The following is an 18,964-nucleotide window of genomic DNA, read 5'->3' as shown; positions in this document are numbered from 1 at the left end:
CGCGGAGCTTTCGGCGATTCGGCCGAAAGTTTAGCACGCGAGACGGTGAATTTCAGATGACGGGGACGCGGCCTGCCGCGTCAGATCTTCGCAAGCGTCCACATGACGATGTCGGTGGCGACGGTTTCGAACGCGTCGTTCATGGCCGCGACCATGCTCTCCACCGAGCCGTCCGCTACCGGCTGGCGCGCCTCGAAGGTCTTCGATGCGACGACGCGGCCCGACTGGTCCCCGACGATCCGCACGTTGATCGCCACGACCGCCGTGTTGGTTTCCGCGTCGACATGGAAATCGCGCAGATCGGTGACCAGGCCGACATCGCTGACTACGGCGCTGCCGGGAACGCCGACCGAGCGGACCCTGTCGGTGTTCTGGAAGGCGTCGATCAGCCGCGCCTGGACCAGTTTAGGGGCCCGGTCGCTCCACTGGGCCTTGCCGAGATAGGTGATCTGCGTCGGCGCCGGCCTGACGACGATCCGCTCGCTGTCCAGCGCCCCGACGACGGTCGGCTCGGTGACCGCGAACTGCACCGACGTCGACCCGATATTGGCGGGAAAGCGGGTCGGCGCTGTCAGATCGTAGGTGGCCGGCGCGGGTTTCGCCGCGAGCGCGCAGCCGCCGACCAAGGCAGCCATCGCCAGTACGACACCTTGTCGCCACGCCCTCAGCACGAAATCCCCCTGCCCCCTGCTTCCCTGTCCGGCTGCTTCGTCGGATCAAACACTAGAAACGCCGGCCCGGATTGTATTCGGGCACCGCCGAACGTCCAGTCAGAAAACCGGCCGGATTCTGCTCGAGATTGGACAACGCCCGATCGATGTTCGACATCGTCCGCCGCCCCTCGGCCATGAACGCCTGGAAATCCTTCAACCCGCCGACGCCGTAGCGCTGTACGTCCGCAGTGATCGTATCGAGCCGCGAATTGAGGTTGTCGGCGAGCTGGCGGAACGATTTCGCCGCCTCGTTGATGTTGCCGATCATGCTCTGGCCCTTCTCGTCGCCGAGCATGCCGTCGAACTTGGCCAGAAGCCCATCGAGCCGCGCCGAGGCCTTGCGGAACTCCGCCGCCGTGGCGGTGGCGTCGTCGATGAACTGCGAAATTTCCTTGTCCTTGCCGGCGATCGTGGCTGTCACCTTGTCGAAATTCTCGACCGTGCGTGAGATCGCCGCCGGGTCGACGGCGGCGACCACCTTCTTCACGTCCTCGGCGACGCCGCTGAGCTGCTCGGTGAACTTGTTGATTCGTTCCGCCGCCTGGCCCGCGTTCTCCGCAAGGACGGTCACCTTGTCGGAATTGGCCGCGAGCGCGTCGGCGAAGGTGCGCACGTCGCCGACGATCGCCCGCACCTCGTCCGGCTCGATCGCCTCGACCACCGTGTTGAGGTTGTCGGCCAGCACCTCGATGCGGGCGCCGACCTCGTTGATCCGCTTGGCCGCCCCGCTGGCGTCCTCGATGAAGCTCGCCACCTTGTCCGAATTCTGCGCCAGTGCGTCCGAGAACGTCTGGATGTTGCGGATCGTGTTGGTGACGGCGGTCTCGTTGTTGGCGATCAGCGAATCGATGCGGGTCGCCACCGAGTCGGCCTTGGTCAGCAGCGACTTCGCCCCTTCCATCAAGTCCTGGAAGGTCGATTTCTCGGCATAGATGATCGGCGGATCTTCGGATTCGCCCCAAGCGTCCCTGAGCGGCCGCGCGTCGGCCTTGCTGGTCTTGAGCTGGATGAAGCCGACGCCGGTGATGCCGGTGAACTGCAGCTGCGCCGTGGTGTCGACGTTGATCGGATAGCTCGGATCGATCTGGATCAGCGCCACGACCTGCGCCGGATCGTCGGCCGCCACCGACAGGCGGACCACATCGCCGATCTTGATGCCGTTGTAGAGGACGGAGCTGCCCTTGTTCAGGCCGGTCACCTCGTCGGAGAAGACGACGCGGTACTGGACGCGCCCCGAGGATTCGCCGAAGGCCCCGATCCAGTAGACGAATCCGAACGCGCCCGCGATCACCGCGAGCGTGAAGAAACCGACGATAAGTGGGCTGGATCGGATTTCCATACCCGCCGCTAACTCCGACTGATGCGGGCGGCAACGCCGCGCGCCCGCTTGCCGCGGAAATACTCCTGAATCCAGGGATCCGGATTCTCGATGACCGTCTTCAGGTCCCCGGCCACCAGAATGCGCTTGTTGCCGAGGGCCGCAACCCGATCGCAGATCGAAAACAGGCTGTCGAGATCGTGGGTTACCATGAAAACCGTCAGACCTAAAGTGTCGCGCAGTTTCGAGATCAGGTCGTCGAATTCCGCCGCGCCGATCGGATCGAGACCCGAAGTCGGTTCGTCCAGGAAGACGAGATCGGGATCGAGCGCCAGGGCGCGGGCGAGCGCGGCGCGCTTGATCATGCCGCCCGACAGCTCGGAGGGATACTTGTCGGCCGCGTCCGGCCGCAGGCCCACCATTCCGATCTTCAGCTCGGCCAGCTCGTCCATCAGCGATTGCGGCAGGTGCAGATGCTCGCGCATCGGCACCTGGATGTTCTGTTTCACGGTCAGCGACGAAAACAGCGCGCCCTGCTGGAACAGGATGCCCCAGCGCCGCTCGACGGCGCGCTGTTCCTCCCGGCTCGCCGTGTCGATGTCCACGCCGAACATCTCGACGGCGCCGGCGCGACGCGGCAGCAGTCCGACCAGCGTGCGCAGCAGCACAGACTTGCCAGTGCCCGATCCGCCGACGACGCCGAGGACCTCGCCGCGATAGATGTCGATATCGAGTCCATCCAGGATGTTCGACTCGCCGAAGCCGACGGTGAGCCCGCGCGCGCGGATGATCACGTCTCCAGCTTTCCCGGATCCGTCCGCAACCGGCCGCTCCATGTGTTCCACCTCGGCCATCAGTAGTCGATCGCCGCGAAGAACATGGCGAACATGCCATCGAGCACGATGACCATGAAGATCGCCTTCACCACCGACGCCGTCGTCTGGCGACCCAGCGATTCGGCGCTGCCCTTCACCTGCAGGCCTTCCAGGCAGGCGATCATGCCGATCACCAGCGCCATGAACGGCGCCTTGATCAGGCCGACCATGAAGGTGTTTATCTCCACCGCGCTGCGCAGATACGGGATGAAGCTGGCCGGCGGCATGTCGATATAGATCCAGGCGACGAGCCCCGCCCCCGTCAGCGCCGATATGTCGGCGACGAAGGTCAGGAGCGGCAACGCCATCACCAGGGCGATCAGCCGCGGCACGATCAGCACCTCGACGGGATCGAGCGCCAGCGTCTTCAGCGCGTCGATTTCCTCGCGCATCTTCATCGAGCCGATTTCGGCGGTGATCGCGCTGCCCGTCCGGCCCGCCACCATGATCGCGGTGAGCAGCAGGCCGATCTCGCGCAACACCAGGATGCCGGCCAGGTCGATCGACAGGATCTCGGCGCCGAACTGCCGCAGCTGATAGGCGCCCTGCTGTTCGATGATGCCGCCGATTAGGAACGAGATCAGCGCGATGATCGGCACCGCGCGCACGCCCATGTATTCCAGATGGTAGGTGATCGAGGTCAGTCGGAACCGCCAGGGGCGAACCAGGAAGCCCAGCATGATGACCATGGAGGCGCCGAGCAGTTCCGTCAGCCTGGTGAGATCGCGTCCGGATTCGATCACCGCCTCGCCGGTGTCGCGGACCAGCTGCAGCACCATCGGCGGCCGTTCGCGCGGCGGCACCGGCTTGTGCTCGGCCTTCTCGACCTCCCCGATCAGGATCTCGCGCGAAGGCCCGACGCCGGTATAGGCGACCTCGATGCCGGCGCCCATCAGGGCGCGGGCGGTGCGGTGGATAAGCCACGCGCCGGCGGTATCGAACCGGTCGATTCCGGACAGGTCGATCGAGACCCGCCGCACGCCGGCGGGCAGTTTCGCGGCCTGGCTGATCTCGCCGTCGAGCCTCTCCGACTCGACGACGGTCCAGTTGCCCGCCGCGGAAAAAACGAGCGAATCGCCGGACCCCGTAACGATTATCGACGGACGCTGGTCCATGTCGTCAGATTGCCCACCCTCTGCGAGCGGACGCTTGCGTCAGCCCGCTGGCCTTCCATAATACGGCGCATCTTGATGTCCGCTGTCCCTGGCAGCAACCCCCCGGCAGCGATCCCCGTAAGCGACCCGTAAGCGAAACGATTCTTCAGCCTTCAGGACCTAAATAGCATGGAAATCGCGCGTCCCTACCTGCTGTTCCTCGGCGACGTCCACGATGATCTGGCCGCCAAGACCGCCTATGGCATCGTCGACTGGCGCCGCGACTGGTGTGTCGGCCAGCTACGCCTACCCGGCTGCAACGCGGATGCGGAACTGCCGGAGACCGATATCCAGGGCGCCGTCGCGGCCGGCGCGAAGACCATGATCATCGGCGTCGTCAATCCCGGCGGCGTCCTGCCCGACCACTGGATCGAGACGATCGTCGCCGCGCTCGATGCCGGCATGGACGTGGCCAGCGGCCTGCACATGCGACTCGGCGAGGTCGAGGCGATCGCCGAAGCGGCCGCGCGCAACGGCCGCCAGCTCTTCGACGTGCGCCACACGGCCCAGCGGTTCGCCACCGGCAAGGGTACCAAGCGCCCCGGCATGCGGCTCCTGACGGTTGGAACCGACTGCTCGGTCGGCAAGAAATACGCCGCGCTGGCGCTCGAGAAGGGCATGCGCGGGCGCGGCCTCAACGCCGACTTCCGCGCCACCGGCCAGACCGGCATCTTCATCTCGGGCCGCGGCGTTTCCGTCGACGCGGTGGTGGCCGACTTCATCTCCGGCGCCGCCGAATGGCTGACGCCCGCCAACGAGCCCGATCACTGGGACGTCGTCGAGGGCCAGGGCTCGCTGTTCCATCCCTCGTTTGCCGGCGTCAGCCTCGGCCTGCTGCACGGCGCCCAGCCGGACGCCTTCGTCGTCTGCCACGAACCGACCCGCACGCAGATGCGCAACGTCCAGCACCCGATCCCGACGATCCGCGAGGTCATCGACGCCACCGTCTATTGCGGCAAGTTGACCAATCCGGCGATCATCTGCGTCGGGATCGCGATCAACACCGAGAAGCTCGACGAGGCCGAGGCCAAGGCCCTCTGCAAGGAGATCGCGATCGAACACGGCGTGCCGACGACCGATCCCGTGCGCTTCGGCGTCGAGGGCATCGTCGAACGCGTGATCAGGGAGTTCCACGCGCAATGAAGGGCGACCTCACCGTCTCCGTCGAATCCTGGCCGATCGCCGGCGGTTTCACGATTTCCCGCGGCACCAAGACCGAGGCGACCGTCGTGGTCGCCGAGATCCGCACCGGCGCCCATCTCGGCCGCGGCGAGTGCGTGCCCTATGCCCGCTACGGCGAAACCGTCGAGGGCATCCGTAACGAGATCGCCGGCCTTGCCGACAAGGTCGCCCACGGCCTGAGCCGCGAGGAGCTGGCGACGCTCCTGCCGGCCGGAGCGGCCCGCAATGCGCTCGATTGCGCTCTCTGGGACCTGGAAGCCAAGGAAAAGGGCAGGAGCGTTCGCGAACTCGCCGGCCTTTCCGTGCCGAAGCCGCTGGTGACCGCCTATACGCTGAGCCTCGGCACCCCGGACGCGATGCGCGAGGCCGCGCGGAAAGCCGCCCATCGCCAGCTGCTCAAGGTCAAGCTGGGGGGTGACGGCGATGCCGAACGGATCGCCGCCGTGCGCGAGGGCGCGCCGAACGCGCGTGTGATCGTCGACGCCAACGAAGGCTGGTCTCCGGCCGATATCGAGACGCTGCTGGCGGCCTGCGCCGACGCCGGCGTCGAGCTGGTGGAACAGCCGCTTCCCGCGGATGCCGACGAGGTGCTGGCCAACATCCACCGGCCGATCACCGTCTGCGCCGACGAGAGCATCCATGACCGCGCCAGCCTGACCGGACTGTCGGCGCGCTATGACGCGATCAACATCAAGCTCGACAAGACCGGCGGCCTGACGGAGGCGCTGGCCCTGTCGAAGGCCGCCCGCCAGGACGGCATCAAGGTCATGGTCGGCTGCATGTTGGCGACGTCGCTCGCCATGGCGCCGGCGATGCTCATCGCCCAGGACGCAGAATGGGTCGATCTCGACGGCCCGCTCCTGCTCGCCCGCGACCGCCAGCCCGGCCTGCGCTACGAGGGCAGCGAGGTTTTCCCGCCCGAGCCGGGCCTGTGGGGGTGAGGGGCGGTCCGCGTTAGCGGACGAAACGCATCGCGTTTCGAGCCCCGAACGCGCGAGGCTCAAAGCCGAGCGCCGGAAAGGCGGTCCGCTTTAGCGGATGAAACGCATCGCGTTTCAAGCCCCGAACGCGCGAGGCCCAAAGCCGAGCGCCGGAAAGGCGGTCCGGGTCGGCTGACCGACCAAAATGCCTGCTGGCGCTTAAACACCCCAGCCCCTCCCCCCGGGAGCCGCTCGCCCAAGCCCCGGCCCCGCGCGCGCTCACCGCCGCCTCAGCGACAGGACCAGGACGATCCCGCCAAACGCGGCCATGATGGCCATCGCCGCGTAGCCGCCCACGCCGTAGCTACGGTAGAGCGGACCGGCGATCAGCGTCACCAGCCCGGTCATCAGGCCGTAGACGGTGAAATACAGCCCCTGCGCGCCGCTCGAATGGCGCTCGGGCGCGGTCTCGGTCAGATAGTTCATCGTGGCCAGATGCGTTGCCCCGAAGGTCAGCGCGTGCAGCATCTGGATCGGGAAATAGGCGGCGATCGGCCAGACCCAGGCCATCAGCGTCCAGCGCACCAGCGCCGCGCCGACCCCGAGCGCGAACAGGCCGCGCACGCCGAGCACCGCGAGCACGCGCCCCGACGCGGCGAAGAGGCCGACCTCGACCAGGACACCGACCGCCCATAACAGGCCGACGGTGGACGCCGGAATGCCCTCCGCGACCCAGCTTATCGAGCCGAACGCGTAGTAGAAGGCGTGGCTCGCCTGGATCAGACCGGATCCGACCAGAACCCCGGCGAAGGCGGGCTGGCGCAGCAATCCGTAGAGCTCCGAGATCGGGGGCCGCGTCGCGCGGACGCGTTCCCCAGGTGGTTCCGAGGAATGATCCCTGGACGGCAACGCCAGAGCGGCGATCGCGGTCAGCACGGCGGCGACATTGATCGCGACGAGCGCCCCCGGCCCGCCGGCGCGCGCGACGATGGCGCCGCCGACGATATTGGCGGCGATGAAGGACAGCGAGCCCCACAGTCTGATCCGACCGTAGTCGACCGCGTAGAACCGGGCGCCGCGCATGGCGGTCGCCTCGGTAATCGGCGTCAGCGGGTTGAGGAAGATCGAGACCAGCGCCGTCACCAGCGCGATGGACCAGAACGTGTTGGCGAGGTGATAGCCGAAATAGACGACGGCGGTGGCAAGCGAGAACAGCGCGATTGCGGTCCGCCGCGCCGGCAGCCGATCGGCGAGATATGTCATCGCCGGCGTCGCGCCGAGACGAACGGCCATGGGAATCGCGAGAATCACGCTAATCTGCGTGGCTGAAAGGCCGCGTGATTCGATCCACAGCGGCAAATAGGGCAGTTGTAGGCCGAGTATCAGAAACAGGGTCGTGTAGTAGAGCGACAAGCTCCAGGTGAAGCGCTTCCGGTCCATGACAACGACACCGCGGGCAGCCATCCATGACGACATCCGATGACAAGCCGGCCGTGCCGGCCGCCAGTTCGGGCGCGGGACGGGATATAGCCCACGTGCTGGATCCGGACTACGAGGCAATTCTCGCCGCGGTGACCGAAACCGCGCGCGGGCGCTGGTTCCTCGACGAATATGCCCGCCGCAACCGCACCGCCGACACCCGCGCGCTCCTCTCCGCGCTGCAGCGCCTGGAAAAATCCATCGCCCGTCCGGCGGCGCAAGTGTCCGCCCACGCGCCGGCGTCAGAGTCTGACGCGATCGCACGGGACCTCGAAGCCCTCAAGGACACCCTTCGCCGCGCCCGTATCGAGATCGCGGCAGTGCCGCGCTACAACGAAGACGGCGCGCTGCGCCGCAGCGCAGACGCCGTCGACTTCGCGAGCGAGTCCGAGAGTGGCAAAGCGGCGGCCCTGCTGGCGCACGAGGCCGCCGAGCGCATCCAGGAAGCCGTCTGGAACCTTCGCGAAAGGCAGGTTTCCGCCGAGCTTTGCGACAGGATCGACCGCCACGCCGTCGATATCCAGGCCGCCGCCCGCAACGCCACCGTCGCGTTCAAGGGCATGGATGCGATGGGACGCGCCCTGCGCCAGCTCGACATCGGGATCGCCGCCCTCCTCGATACGGTCTCCGCGCAAGCCGAACCGCAGGTAGAACCGGAAACGCCCGACATCTTCGCCGAGGACCCGGCCGTCGGCCGCTTCCTGGAGGATTTCGAGGATATCGAGATCGTCGATGTGACCGAGGTCGAATGGCACGGCGACGACGACCTGGAAGACCCCGTACAGCCGCGGGAGCATCCAGTCGGCACGATGGCCGGGCAAGCCGGCGACCTGGCGTTCGACGAAACCGATCCGGTCGCGCCGGCAGGCGGCGCGGATCCGGGCGAAACGTCCGCGACCGCAGGCTCCGCTCCGGAAACCCCTGCCGTCATGCCCCCCGACGCGGAAGACCCCACATTGCCGGAATCGGGCGATGGCCGACACGGCGCGCCGGCCGGAGCCGCCACCGATGCCGGCCCCGCAGCAGACCCCGATACCAACAACGTCCAGACGATACCCGCTCAGCCCGCCGCCAAGGCGCACGGGCCCGGCGAGCCGCCGGCCGACCTGGCCGGCCTGACCTTCGATCAGAAGATGATCCTGTTCAGCTAGGGCGTGCTGGCTTTCGGCCCCGTGCTCACGAAACGCCGACGGCGCGGGCGAACACGGTCGGATCGGCGTTGCCGCCGGACAGCACGACTGCGATCGTCCTGCCCTTCGTCTCGACCTTGCCCGACAGGACGGCGGCGAGCGCCACCGCGCCGCCCGGTTCCACCACCAGCTTCAGTTCGCGCCAGGCGAAGGCCACCGCCGCCAGCGCCTCCTCGTCGCTGACCGCGAGACCGCCGGCAACGCGTGACCGGTTGACCTCGAAGGTCAGCGCGCCGGGCTGGTTGGCGAGCAGCGAATCGCAGATCGAGCCGGATTTCTCCGGGTTGCGTTCGCGATGGCCCGACCGGAACGAGCGGGCGTGGTCGTCGAACCCTTCCGGCTCCACGGTGATCACGGACGTCGACGGCGACAGGCTCTTCACCGCCAGCGACACGCCCGCCGTCAGGCCGCCGCCGCCGCAGGGAACGAGGACGGTGTCCGGCTCGAAGCCCATCTCGCCGGCCTGGCCGACGATCTCGATGCCGGTGGTCCCCTGCCCGCAGATCACGCCGGCGTCGTCATAGGGCGCGACGAACACGCCGCCGGTCTCCGCCACCACGTCGGCGGCGATCGCGTCGCGGTCGCCCGTCGCCCGGTCGTAGGGCACGACGCGCGCGCCGTAGGACTCGGTGCGTTCGCGTTTCAGGCGCGGCGCGTCCTCCGGCATGATGATCGTCGCCGGCACCCCGAACAGGGCGGCCGCGGCGGCGACGCCCTGCGCGTGGTTGCCCGACGAGCACGTGACGATGCCCTGCTCGCGCTGCGCGCTGTCGAGGCCGGCAATGGCGTTATAGGCGCCGCGAAACTTGAACGATCCCGTCCGCTGCAGCGTTTCCGGCTTCAGCAGCACCGTTCCGCCGGTCAGTGCGTCGAGCACCGGCGAGCGGATCAGCGGCGTCTTGACGGCAACGCCCGCAAGCCGCTCGGCGGCGGCCTGGAGATCGTCGAAGGACGGTATCGATGTGATGCCCGGGTTCATGGCCTATGGCTCCGTGCAGGCCCCGAGCGGGAGCCTACACCAACCTGCGCCGGCGGCAAGCCGCCTCAGCACCCCCCTCAGCACGCCCCCTCAGCACGCCTCGGCCAGCGACCCGTTGGCGGCCTCGATCCGGTCGACGAAGGCCGCCGCGCTCGTTTTCCAGTTGAACTGGAGCGCGCGCGCCCGGCACGCCTCGCGCGGGATATCGAGCGCGGCAAGGGCGGCGGCCCTGAGATCCTCGTCCAGGACACCCGCCCCGGACTCGCCGATCACGTCGATCGGCCCCAGAACCGGGAAGGCGGCGACCGGCACGCCGCACCCCATCGCCTCGATGGAGACGAGGCCGAGCGTGTCGGTCCGGCTCGGGAACACGAACACGTCGGCGGCCCGGTAGAGCTTCACCAGATCCTCGCCGAGATGCACGCCGAGAAACTTCGCGTCCGGATAGCGTCGCTCCAGCTCGGCGCGCTGCGGCCCGTCGCCGACGACCACCTTGGTGCCCGGAAGATCGAGCTCGAGGAATTTGTCGATGGTCTTTTCCACCGCGAGACGGCCGACATACAGGAAGATCGGTCCGGGGAAACCGAGCCGCGCCGGCTCGCCGGGGCAGAAGACGTCGGTATCGATGGCGCGCGGCCAGATCGCCGTCTTGGTGAAGCCGCGCCCCTTGAGCTCGTCGGCCAGTCGCGGCGTGGAGACCAGCGTCGCCAGGCCGGCATTGTGGAAGCGGCGTAGCCACGCATAGGCGAGATCGGGCGACACCGGCAGGCGCCGGGCCAGATATTCGGGAAACCGGGTGTGGAAACTCGTCGTGAAGCCGATACCCTCACGCCGGCACCAGCGCCGCGCCGCAATGCCGATCGGCCCTTCGGTGGGAATATGGACGTAGTCGGCATCCGCCGCCGCGATCCGGCGGCCGACCTCGCCGGGCGCGCACAGCGCCAGCTTGATCTCGCTGTAGGTCGGCAGCGGCAAGGTCGGGAAGCCCTCCGGCGAAACGACCTCGATCTCCAGCCCGAAGGCCGGCGTCTCCCGGCGCAGCCGGTCGAGCACCCGGACCACGCCGTTGACCTGCGGATGCCAGGCATCGGTGGCGAGAACGAGACGTTTCATGGATGACGCCACAGCATGGACCATACCTCAGGCCGCCGCCTGCTCGGGGCCGAGCTCGGCGGCTGTCATGGTGCCGAGAACGACCGGCCAGTGGATGATCTCCAGGGTGCCGTCCTCGCGCTCGGCGAGCGCCGTGCAGCTCTCCACCCAGTCGCCGCAGTTGAGGTAGCGCACGCCGTCCATCATGCGGTCGGCGGGATGATGTATGTGGCCGCAGACGACGCCGTGAACGTCGATGCTCGCGGCTTCCGCCGCCAGCGCCTGCTCGAATTCGCCGATGAAGTTGACGGCGTTCTTCACCTTCAGCTTCAGCCAGGCCGACAGCGACCAGTACGGGAAGCCGAGTTTCCGGCGCACGTAATTGAAATGGGTGTTGCAGGTCAGCGCGAAGGCGTAGCCGACATCGCCGAGCATCGCCAGCCAGCGGGCATAGCGGACCACCACGTCGAATTCGTCGCCATGGATGACCAGCAGCTTCTCGTCGTTGGCGGTCGTGTGGATGGCCCGGCGCATCACCTCGATGCCGCCGAAACGGGTGCCGATATATTCGCGCAGGAATTCGTCGTGGTTGCCGGGCACATAGACAAGCCGGGTGCCCTTGCGGCCCTTGCGCAGCAGCTTCTGAATGACGTCGTTGTGCTGCTGCGGCCAGTACCAGGTGCGCTTCAGGCGCCAGAAATCGATGATATCGCCGACCAGATAGATCGTCTCGGCGTCGTGGTGCTTGAGGAAATCGAGAAACAGTTCGGCTTGGAAACCCTTGGTTCCCAGGTGCAGGTCAGAGATGAATAGGCTCCGGTAGGTCCTGGCCTTGAGCTGCCGGCTCACGGTAATACTCGCCCCGTTCTCGTCGCCCCACGCGCTTGTGGCATCATTAATATGATTCACTTGGCACGATTATGACGGGGCGTCACAGGTTCGCAATATAGCGGAAATCCGGATCCCGTGAAATCCGCCGCGCACCGCTTCCGCCCCTTGCGACCGCCTCCGACTTGGCCGTAAACCCCTGGGTGCAAGCAACAGGAAGGGAAACGGAATGGATCTGGGTATTGCGGGTAAGCGCGCCATCGTCTGTGCCTCGAGCCGGGGTCTCGGACGCGCCTGCGCCGAGGCGCTGGCGGAAGCGGGATGCGAGGTCGTCATAAACGGTGTCGATCGCGACCGTCTCGAGCGCGTCGCCGGCGAGATCGCGCAAGCCACCGGCGCCAAGGTGGTCCCGGTGGCCGGCGACGTCAGCCTGCCCGAAACCCAGGCGGCCCTGCTCGCCGCCTGCGCGGATCCCGACATCCTGGTCAACAACAATGGCGGCCCGCCCCTGAAGGATTTCCGCGAGCTCGACCGCGAGGCGATGCTGAAGGGCACGGTCATGAACATGGTCACGCCGATCGAGCTGATTCAGAAGGTGATCGATCCGATGGCCGAGCGCGGCTTCGGGCGCATCGTCAACATCACCTCGTCCTCGGTGCTGGCCCCGATTCCCGGCCTCGATCTGTCGAGCGGCGCCCGCGCCGGCCTCACCGCCTTCGTCTCCGGCGTCGCGCGCAAGGTCGCCGACCGCGGCGTCACCATCAACAACCTGCTGCCGGGCATGTTCGACACCGACCGCCTGCGCGCCACCCACGGCCCGCGCGCCACCGCGGCGGGCAAGACGGTCGACGAGATCGCCGCCCAGCGCATGGCGACGATTCCCGCCGGCCGCTTCGGCGATCCCGCCGAGTTCGGGCAGACCTGCGCGTTCCTGTGCTCGGTCCACGCCGGCTACATGACCGGCCGCAACATCCTGCTCGACGGCGGCTTTTTCGACGGAACGTGGTAACGGCGCGGGGTCCCGCGTCAATCAGGCCGCGAGGTGATCTGCCAGGATCACCCCGCCGATAGCGATCAGGGCGATGCCGCCGACGACCTCGGCGGCTTTGCCGACGCGCTGGCCGAGGAAGCTGCCCGCATAGGTCCCGATGGCGGTCATCGCCATCGTCGTAAGGCCGACGGCGATCACCACGACGACGATCTGCACCTCCAGAAAGGCCAGCGACACCCCCACCGCCATCGCATCGATGGAGGTGCCCACGGCGGTCGCGAACACGGTCCATCCGGTCCGCTCCGGCAGGCCGGATGGCCCGGCGCCTGGCCCAGCGTCTGACGCGGCGTCTGACGCGGCGGCCGGCCGCGCGAGGGCGTGGACTATCATCCGCCCGCCCACGCCGGCCAGCAGGCCGAACGCGACCCAGTGATCGATCGCGCTGATATGCCGGTGGGCGGCCACGCCGAGGACCCAGCCGATCAACGGCGCGACCGCTTCCACGGCTCCGAAGATCGCGCTGGTGCGCAGAACGCGCGCCCACCCGGACCGGACGCCCCACGCCGCGCCTGGCGCCGCCCCCTGCCCGAGGCTCGCGACGAAGGCGTCGATGGACATCCCGATGGCGAGTATGCCGATGGAGATCGGGGACATGGAAAGCTCCGGAGGGTGATGGGTGGCGGGCCGCGGCGATGGCTCCCGCACACATAGGAAAATTTCCGAAAACGTCAACCAAAACAATATCTTAGCTATTAAGACTTAGTCTCATTCAAACGGTGACCGCCGATCGGAAGCGCCCTGCCCGGATCGCTGTCCGGATCGGTGCCCGAATCGGTGCAGGGACCGCCGCTTGCGCACCGTCGCTCCGGTGCTACTGTTTAACCGATTGAATAACGCCGGGCGGCGCTTTCCCGACCGTCGTTACGGCGACGTTTGGGTTTATCCCGCGATTCGATGGGAGGGCGACGATGAAGGCGCACCTTGTCGGCAGCGGCATCGCCTCGCTCGCCGCGGCCGCCTATCTCATCAAGGACGGCGGCTGCCTCGCCAACAACATCACCGTCTACGAAGCCGGCCCGTCGCTGGGCGGCGCCATGGCGATGTCCGGCGGGCCGGGCACGGGCTACGTGCTGCCGACCGGCCGCGTCTTCGAACGGGAATACCGCTGCGCCTTCGAGCTGTTCTCCCTGGTCCCCTCCGCCAGCGACCCGCAGCGGTCCATCGAGGACGAGATCCTGGAGTTCAACGAACGCCACGGGTACGACGACCGCCTGCGCATCATCGACCGCGACGGGGCCGTCGTTCATTCCGACCGATTCGGCCTCAGCGTCCGCAACCGGGCCGATATGCTCAAGCTCGCACTGACGCCCGAGCAGTTCCTGGACGGCAAGTCGGTCTCGGATTTCTTCACCGACGACTTCTTCGACACCGAGTTCTGGATCCTCTGGACGACCCTGATGAACGCGCTGCCGCAGCACAGCGCGATCGAGTTCAGGCGGTTCATGTACCGCTTCCTGCACATCCTGCCGGAACTGTCGACGATGAAGACCATCCTGCGGACGCGGTTCAACCAGTACGACGCGATCATCGGTCCCATCACCGACTGGCTGAAGAAACAGGGCGTGACCTTTCTCACCGGCGCGACGGTGACGGACGTCGAGTTCAAGTCGTCGCCGGCCGAGATCACCGCCAACTGGCTGGAATACCGCCACGACGGCAAGGATCTGAAGGTCGAGATCGGCGAGGACGACCTGGTCCTGGTGACCAACGGATCGCAGGTCTCCGACATGGCCGTCGGCTCCATGTCGCGACCGCCCGAACTGGCGCTCGCCGACGACTACTGGGCGCTGTGGAAACGGCTGGCGCTCGGCCGCCCGGCGTTCGGCCGGCCGCAGACCTTCTTCGGCGCGGCGCACGTGCCCGACACCAAGTGGTTCACCTACACGGTCACCACCAGGGATGCGACGTTCTTCGAGCTGATGACGGCGCTGACCGGCAGCGAGCCCGGGCGCGGCGGCCTGCTGACGTTCAAGGACTCCAACTGGCTGATCACGGTGGCGATCTTCCACCAGCCCGAATTCCTGAACCAGCCCGCCGACGTCATGGCCTGGTGGGGCTACGCGCTCTACCCGGACAGGGTGGGAGATTTCGTCGAGAAGCCGATGACGGCCTGCAACGGCGCCGAGATCCTCGAGGAGACGCTGCGCCACGCCGGCTTCGGCGATCACGTCGAGACGATCGTCGGTACCTCGACCTGCATTCCCTGCCTCCTGCCCTATGCCGGCAGCGTCTGGATGGCGCGCGCGCGTGGCGACCGGCCGGACGTCGTTCCCGAAGGATCGACGAATTTCGGCTTCATCGGGCAGTTCTGCGAGATCCCCGACGAGGCCGCCTTCACCATGGAATACGCGGTGCGCTCCGCCAGGCTCGCGGTCGCGACCCTGCTGCGTCTCGATGACAGGCCGCCGCCGATCTACCAGGCCCATCACGACCCGGCCGTGCTCGAACGGGTGATCGGCGTTCTGTCCTGACGCCGCCTGTACCGGCAGCGAAAAGCACATTTTCCGACGCAAGGGCACGTTAGCGGGCCGGAACGCCGACCTGCTGCTTGCGGCGGGGCGGCCGATCACCGATGATCCGGCCCGATTTTCACAAAAGACCACGTCTTAAGAGGAATACACCTATGAAACTCGTCCGCTTCGGCCCCTCGGGCAGCGAAAAGCCCGGTATCGTCGCCGCCGACGGCTCGATCCGCGACCTGTCTTCGGTGGTCGACGACATTTCCGGCGCCGTGCTGTCGCCCGCCGGGCTCGACCGCCTGCGCGCCATCGACCCGACGACGCTGCCCGCCGCGCCCGCCGGCGCGCGCCTCGGCTCCTGCGTGCCGATGCCTTACAACTTCCTGGCCGTCGGCCTGAACTACGCCGACCACGCCGCCGAATCCGGCATGCCGATCCCCAAGGAGCCGATCCTGTTCAACAAGGCGCCGACCTCGATCAGCGGCCCCGACGACGACGTCGTGCTGCTGAAGGACTCGGCCAAGTCGGACTGGGAGGTCGAGCTCGCCTTCGTCATCGGCACCGAGGCCTTCAACGTGCCCGCCGAGAAGGCCCTCGACCACATCGCCGGCTACTGCATCTGCAACGACGTCTCCGAGCGCTTCTGGCAGATCGAGAGCACCGGCCAGTGGGTCAAGGGCAAGAGCGGCCCGACCTACGGTCCGGTCGGCCCCTGGCTGGTGACCGGCGACGAGATCGCCGACCCGCAGGCACTGGCGATGACCCTCGACCTCAACGGCAATCGCATGCAGACCGGCTCGACCGAGACCATGATCTTCGGCGTCGTCGAGCTGATCGCCTACATCTCGCGCTTCATGAAGCTGGTGCCCGGCGACATCATCACCACCGGCACCCCGCCCGGCGTCGGCATGGGCATGAAGCCGCCGGTCTTCCTGAAGGCCGGCGACGAGATGGTCCTCACCGTCGAGGGCCTCGGCCAGCAGCGCCAGAAGGTTGTTGCCGCCTAATCGACGGGCTCCGGCCCCTCCACGTCATGCCCGGGCTCGACCCGGGCATCTCGTGCCACACGCCCGAGATTGCCGGGTCACGCCCGGCAATGACGGGATGGGGCGGGCTTGCGGCTCCACCGTGCCGCTCAGGAAAGCGGCTCTCCGCCCCCCCCCCCGCAGCGAAAGTCCGCGGCGAGGGGTGGCGAGCGGGACGCGTCGCCTACGCCACCCGGCCCGTCAGATACGGCCCGGTCGACAGTTCCGACCATCCGCCGAGCTGCGTCACCGCCGAGGCATAGGACTCGGCGATCTTCGCGGTCTGCGGCGATTGCGCGGCCAGATCGGCCACGACGGCCGTGGCCGCCTTCTTCGCCGCCTCGATCACCACGGGCGACCAGCGCGTGAACCGGACGTGATCGGTCTTGCGCAGTTTCCGGACCGCGGCGCCGTTCATCCAGTCGGCTTCCGCCAGCCCCGCCGACGCCTCCGCCGCGCAGGCCGTGGCGACGATCGCGCGCAGGTCCGGATCCAGCTTGCCGAGCGCTTTCGTCGAGACCAGCGCCTCGCCCGTGCCGTTCGGCTTGTTGAAGCTCGGCCACAGGTAGTACGGCGCGACCCGGTCGAAGCCCAGCGCGACATCGGAGAACGGCCCGAGGAACTCGACCGCGTCGACGACGCCCGATTCCAGCGCGCCGAAGATCTCCCCGGGCGGGATCGCCACCGCGTTCATCTTCAGCCGCCGGAACACCTCGCCTCCCAGGCCGGCCGCCCGGATGTTGAGGCCGGCGAGATCGTCGAGCGTCTTCACCGGCCGCTTGAACCAGCCGCCCATCTGGAACCCGGTGTTGCCGGCCATGAACGGCTTCACCCCGAACGGCGCGTAGAGCTCGTCCCACAGCGCCTGCCCGCCGCCGTGTTCGACCCAGGCGACGTGCTCCGGCGGCGTCAGGCCGAACGGCACGGTGGTGAAGAACACCGCGCCGGGCACCTTGCCCTGCCAGAAGAACGCGGCGGTGTGGCCCATCTCGGCGGCACCCTGCGACACCGCGTCGAACACGCCGAAGGCCGGCACCAACTCGCCCGCGGCGAAGAGGTCGACGGTCAGTCGCCCGCCGCTCAGGCGCGCGATCCGCTCGGCAAGGCGCGCCGCGCTGACGCCCGGCCCCGGCAGGTTCGCCGGCCAGGAGGTCGCCATCTTCCATTTGACCAGCCCCTGCGAGAGGGCGGGCGTCGAAAGCGTGACGGCGGCGCCGGCGGTGGCCGCCCCCGCCGCGCCGAGCGCCTGGCGGCGCGTAAGGGTCTGTTTCGTCATGGTTGCACTCCAGTCCTGGCGCCCCACACGGCATGGAAGTGGTGGACCGGCCCGTGGCCGTGGCCGATGGAGATCCGGTCCGCCGCCCTGAGCGCGTCCGTCAGATAGGCCTTCGCCCCCTCGACGGCGTGTTCCAGCGTCAGGCCGCGGGCAAGGCCGGCGGCGATGGCCGACGACAGCGTGCAGCCCGTGCCGTGCGTGTTCTCGGTGGCAATGCGCGGCGCAGCCAGACGCGTGACGCCCGCGGCCGTCACCAGCAGGTCGACCGACTCCGCGCCGGTGCCATGCCCGCCCTTCATCAGCACGGCCTTCGGTCCGAGCCCGAGCAGGCGCGCGCCCTGGTCGCGCATCTCGTCCTCGGTGGCCGCCTCTTCGCAGTCGAGCAGCCTGGCCGCCTCGGGCAGGTTGGGCGTGACGACGAGCGCCATCGGCACCAGGTCGGCACGCAGGACGGCGATCGCCTCCTCGCGCAACAGCACGTCGCCGCTCTGGGCCACCATCACCGGATCGAGCACGATGGTCTCGACGTTGTGGGCGGCGAGCCCTTCGGCGACGGCGCGGATCGTGTCGGGCTGGCTCAGCATGCCGATCTTCACCGCGTCGACGGCGAGGTCGGAGAAAACCGCGTCGATCTGCGCGCGCACGAATTCCGGCGGCACGTCGTGGATGCCCGTCACCCCGCGCGTGTTCTGCGCGGTCAGCGCCGCGATCACCGAGGCGCCGTAGACGCCGAGCGCGGAGAAGGTCTTGAGATCGGCCTGGATGCCGGCGCCGCCGCCCGAATCCGAGCCCGCGATGGTGACCGCGATCGCCGTCATGTCGTTTGCCTCGCTGAAATCGCCGTATCGACCGTGGCGCGCAGGGCGCGCGCGGCCGCGTCCGGATCGTCGGCCATGAAGATCGCCGAGATGATCGCCACGCCGTCTGCCCCGGCCGCGATCACCGGGGGAATGCGCTCTTCGGTGATGCCGGCGATGGCGCACACCGGCATGTCGGCCTTGCGGGCGCGCACGCGCGCCACGAGCGCCTTGAGCCCGTCGATGCCGACCGGCGGATCGGGATTGTCCTTGCTCTCGGTCTCGAACACGCCGCCGATGGCGACGTAGTCGATCGCCCCCATCGGCGCGGCATCGACATGCGCCGCGTTCTTGATCGTGAGCCCGATGATCGCGTTGGGGCCGAGCTGGCGGCGGGCGTCGCGCGCGTCCATGTCGTCCTGGCCCAGATGCACGCCCTCGGCTTCGGCCGCCAGCGCCACGTCGACCCGGTCGTTGATCAAAAGCGGCACGCCGGAGCCGCGCAGGGCGGCATGGATCGCCCGCGCCTCCGCCACGAAATCCCGTGTCGATCCGGTCTTGTCGCGGAGCTGGATCAGCGTCGTGCCGCCGCTGGCCGCGGCGGCGGCCAGGCCGGCGAGATCGCG

The 18,964-nt window shown here is 68.1% G+C and carries 18 protein-coding genes; 6 read left to right on the top strand and 12 right to left on the bottom strand.

Translation table 11 applies throughout. The features are described 5' to 3' along the window. Positions 1-80 precede the first annotated feature (80 nt). From MUB46_RS11605 to MUB46_RS11590, 4 genes are all read right to left on the bottom strand, one after another. Complete coding sequence (locus MUB46_RS11605) at positions 81-635, bottom strand: ABC-type transport auxiliary lipoprotein family protein (RefSeq protein ID WP_261616083.1); 555 nt, start codon at positions 633-635, stop codon at positions 81-83. Positions 636-723: 88 nt separating this feature from the next. Next, a complete protein-coding gene (locus MUB46_RS11600) occupies positions 724-2,052 on the bottom strand; it encodes an MlaD family protein (protein ID WP_261616082.1) in 1,329 nt (442 codons plus the stop codon). 8 nt (positions 2,053-2,060) lie between these two features. Further along, a complete protein-coding gene (locus MUB46_RS11595; protein ID WP_261616081.1) occupies positions 2,061-2,885 on the bottom strand; it encodes an ABC transporter ATP-binding protein in 825 nt (274 codons plus the stop codon). Beyond that, entirely contained in the window at positions 2,885-4,021 is a 1,137-nt protein-coding gene (locus MUB46_RS11590) for an ABC transporter permease (protein WP_261616080.1), read from the bottom strand. The genes MUB46_RS11595 and MUB46_RS11590 overlap by 1 nt, the downstream gene beginning before the upstream one ends. Before the next feature lie 168 nt (positions 4,022-4,189). On the opposite strand from MUB46_RS11590, the gene dgcN reads away from it, so the two are divergent. Then, positions 4,190-5,203 (top strand): N-acetyltransferase DgcN, encoded by a 1,014-nt coding sequence (gene dgcN / locus MUB46_RS11585; RefSeq protein ID WP_261616079.1) that lies wholly within the window; start codon positions 4,190-4,192, stop codon positions 5,201-5,203. Then, complete coding sequence (gene dgcA / locus MUB46_RS11580; protein ID WP_261616078.1) at positions 5,200-6,183, top strand: N-acetyl-D-Glu racemase DgcA; 984 nt, start codon at positions 5,200-5,202, stop codon at positions 6,181-6,183. Before dgcN ends, dgcA begins: the two co-directional genes overlap by 4 nt. A gap of 258 nt (positions 6,184-6,441) precedes the next feature. Here dgcA and MUB46_RS11575 read toward each other — a convergent pair whose 3' ends face one another. After that, positions 6,442-7,626: an MFS transporter gene (locus MUB46_RS11575; RefSeq protein WP_261616077.1), complete on the bottom strand. Its 1,185-nt coding sequence runs from the start codon at positions 7,624-7,626 to the stop codon at positions 6,442-6,444. 2 nt (positions 7,627-7,628) lie between these two features. On the opposite strand from MUB46_RS11575, the gene MUB46_RS11570 reads away from it, so the two are divergent. Continuing rightward, complete coding sequence (locus MUB46_RS11570; RefSeq protein ID WP_261616076.1) at positions 7,629-8,792, top strand: hypothetical protein; 1,164 nt, start codon at positions 7,629-7,631, stop codon at positions 8,790-8,792. A 25-nt stretch (positions 8,793-8,817) separates the two neighbouring features. Here MUB46_RS11570 and MUB46_RS11565 read toward each other — a convergent pair whose 3' ends face one another. The 3 genes from MUB46_RS11565 to MUB46_RS11555 form a co-directional block, all read right to left on the bottom strand. Continuing rightward, positions 8,818-9,810: a threonine ammonia-lyase gene (locus MUB46_RS11565; protein ID WP_261616075.1), complete on the bottom strand. Its 993-nt coding sequence runs from the start codon at positions 9,808-9,810 to the stop codon at positions 8,818-8,820. 90 nt (positions 9,811-9,900) lie between these two features. Then, the gene (locus MUB46_RS11560) at positions 9,901-10,923 is read right to left on the bottom strand and encodes a glycosyltransferase family 4 protein (protein WP_261616074.1); all 1,023 of its coding nucleotides are present in this window, start codon (positions 10,921-10,923) and stop codon (positions 9,901-9,903) included. Between the two features lie 27 nt (positions 10,924-10,950). Further along, a complete protein-coding gene (locus tag MUB46_RS11555) occupies positions 10,951-11,751 on the bottom strand; it encodes a UDP-2,3-diacylglucosamine diphosphatase (protein ID WP_261616073.1) in 801 nt (266 codons plus the stop codon). A gap of 208 nt (positions 11,752-11,959) precedes the next feature. On the opposite strand from MUB46_RS11555, the gene MUB46_RS11550 reads away from it, so the two are divergent. After that, positions 11,960-12,739, top strand: coding sequence for an SDR family oxidoreductase (locus MUB46_RS11550; RefSeq protein ID WP_261616072.1), 780 nt, complete (start codon positions 11,960-11,962; stop codon positions 12,737-12,739). A gap of 21 nt (positions 12,740-12,760) precedes the next feature. Here the strand turns inward: MUB46_RS11550 and MUB46_RS11545 are convergent, their stop codons facing one another. Further along, complete coding sequence (locus MUB46_RS11545) at positions 12,761-13,375, bottom strand: manganese efflux pump MntP (protein WP_261616071.1); 615 nt, start codon at positions 13,373-13,375, stop codon at positions 12,761-12,763. A gap of 314 nt (positions 13,376-13,689) precedes the next feature. Here MUB46_RS11545 and MUB46_RS11540 point away from each other — a divergent pair, with 314 nt between their 5' ends. Continuing rightward, positions 13,690-15,252, top strand: a complete 1,563-nt coding sequence (locus MUB46_RS11540) for an oleate hydratase (protein ID WP_261616070.1) — start codon at positions 13,690-13,692, stop codon at positions 15,250-15,252. Positions 15,253-15,404: 152 nt separating this feature from the next. Next, complete coding sequence (locus MUB46_RS11535) at positions 15,405-16,247, top strand: fumarylacetoacetate hydrolase family protein (RefSeq protein ID WP_261616069.1); 843 nt, start codon at positions 15,405-15,407, stop codon at positions 16,245-16,247. A gap of 202 nt (positions 16,248-16,449) precedes the next feature. Here the strand turns inward: MUB46_RS11535 and MUB46_RS11530 are convergent, their stop codons facing one another. The 3 genes from MUB46_RS11530 to thiE all read right to left on the bottom strand — a co-directional run. Next, positions 16,450-17,541: a TRAP transporter substrate-binding protein gene (locus MUB46_RS11530; protein ID WP_261616068.1), complete on the bottom strand. Its 1,092-nt coding sequence runs from the start codon at positions 17,539-17,541 to the stop codon at positions 16,450-16,452. Then, positions 17,538-18,359 carry a bifunctional hydroxymethylpyrimidine kinase/phosphomethylpyrimidine kinase gene (gene thiD, locus MUB46_RS11525; protein ID WP_261616067.1) on the bottom strand — a complete coding sequence of 274 codons (822 nt, stop codon included), beginning with the start codon at positions 18,357-18,359 and terminating at the stop codon, positions 17,538-17,540. Before thiD ends, MUB46_RS11530 begins: the two co-directional genes overlap by 4 nt. Beyond that, positions 18,356-18,964, bottom strand: a 609-nt coding sequence (thiE, locus tag MUB46_RS11520; RefSeq protein WP_261616066.1) for a thiamine phosphate synthase, incomplete at its 5' end; no start/stop codon positions are given. The genes thiE and thiD, both read right to left, overlap by 4 nt.

The organism is Microbaculum marinisediminis (genome assembly GCF_025397915.1).
In the GTDB taxonomy this organism is placed as follows: Bacteria; Pseudomonadota; Alphaproteobacteria; order Rhizobiales; family Tepidamorphaceae; genus Microbaculum; species Microbaculum marinisediminis.
This window is presented reverse-complemented; position numbering and strand designations above follow the sequence as displayed.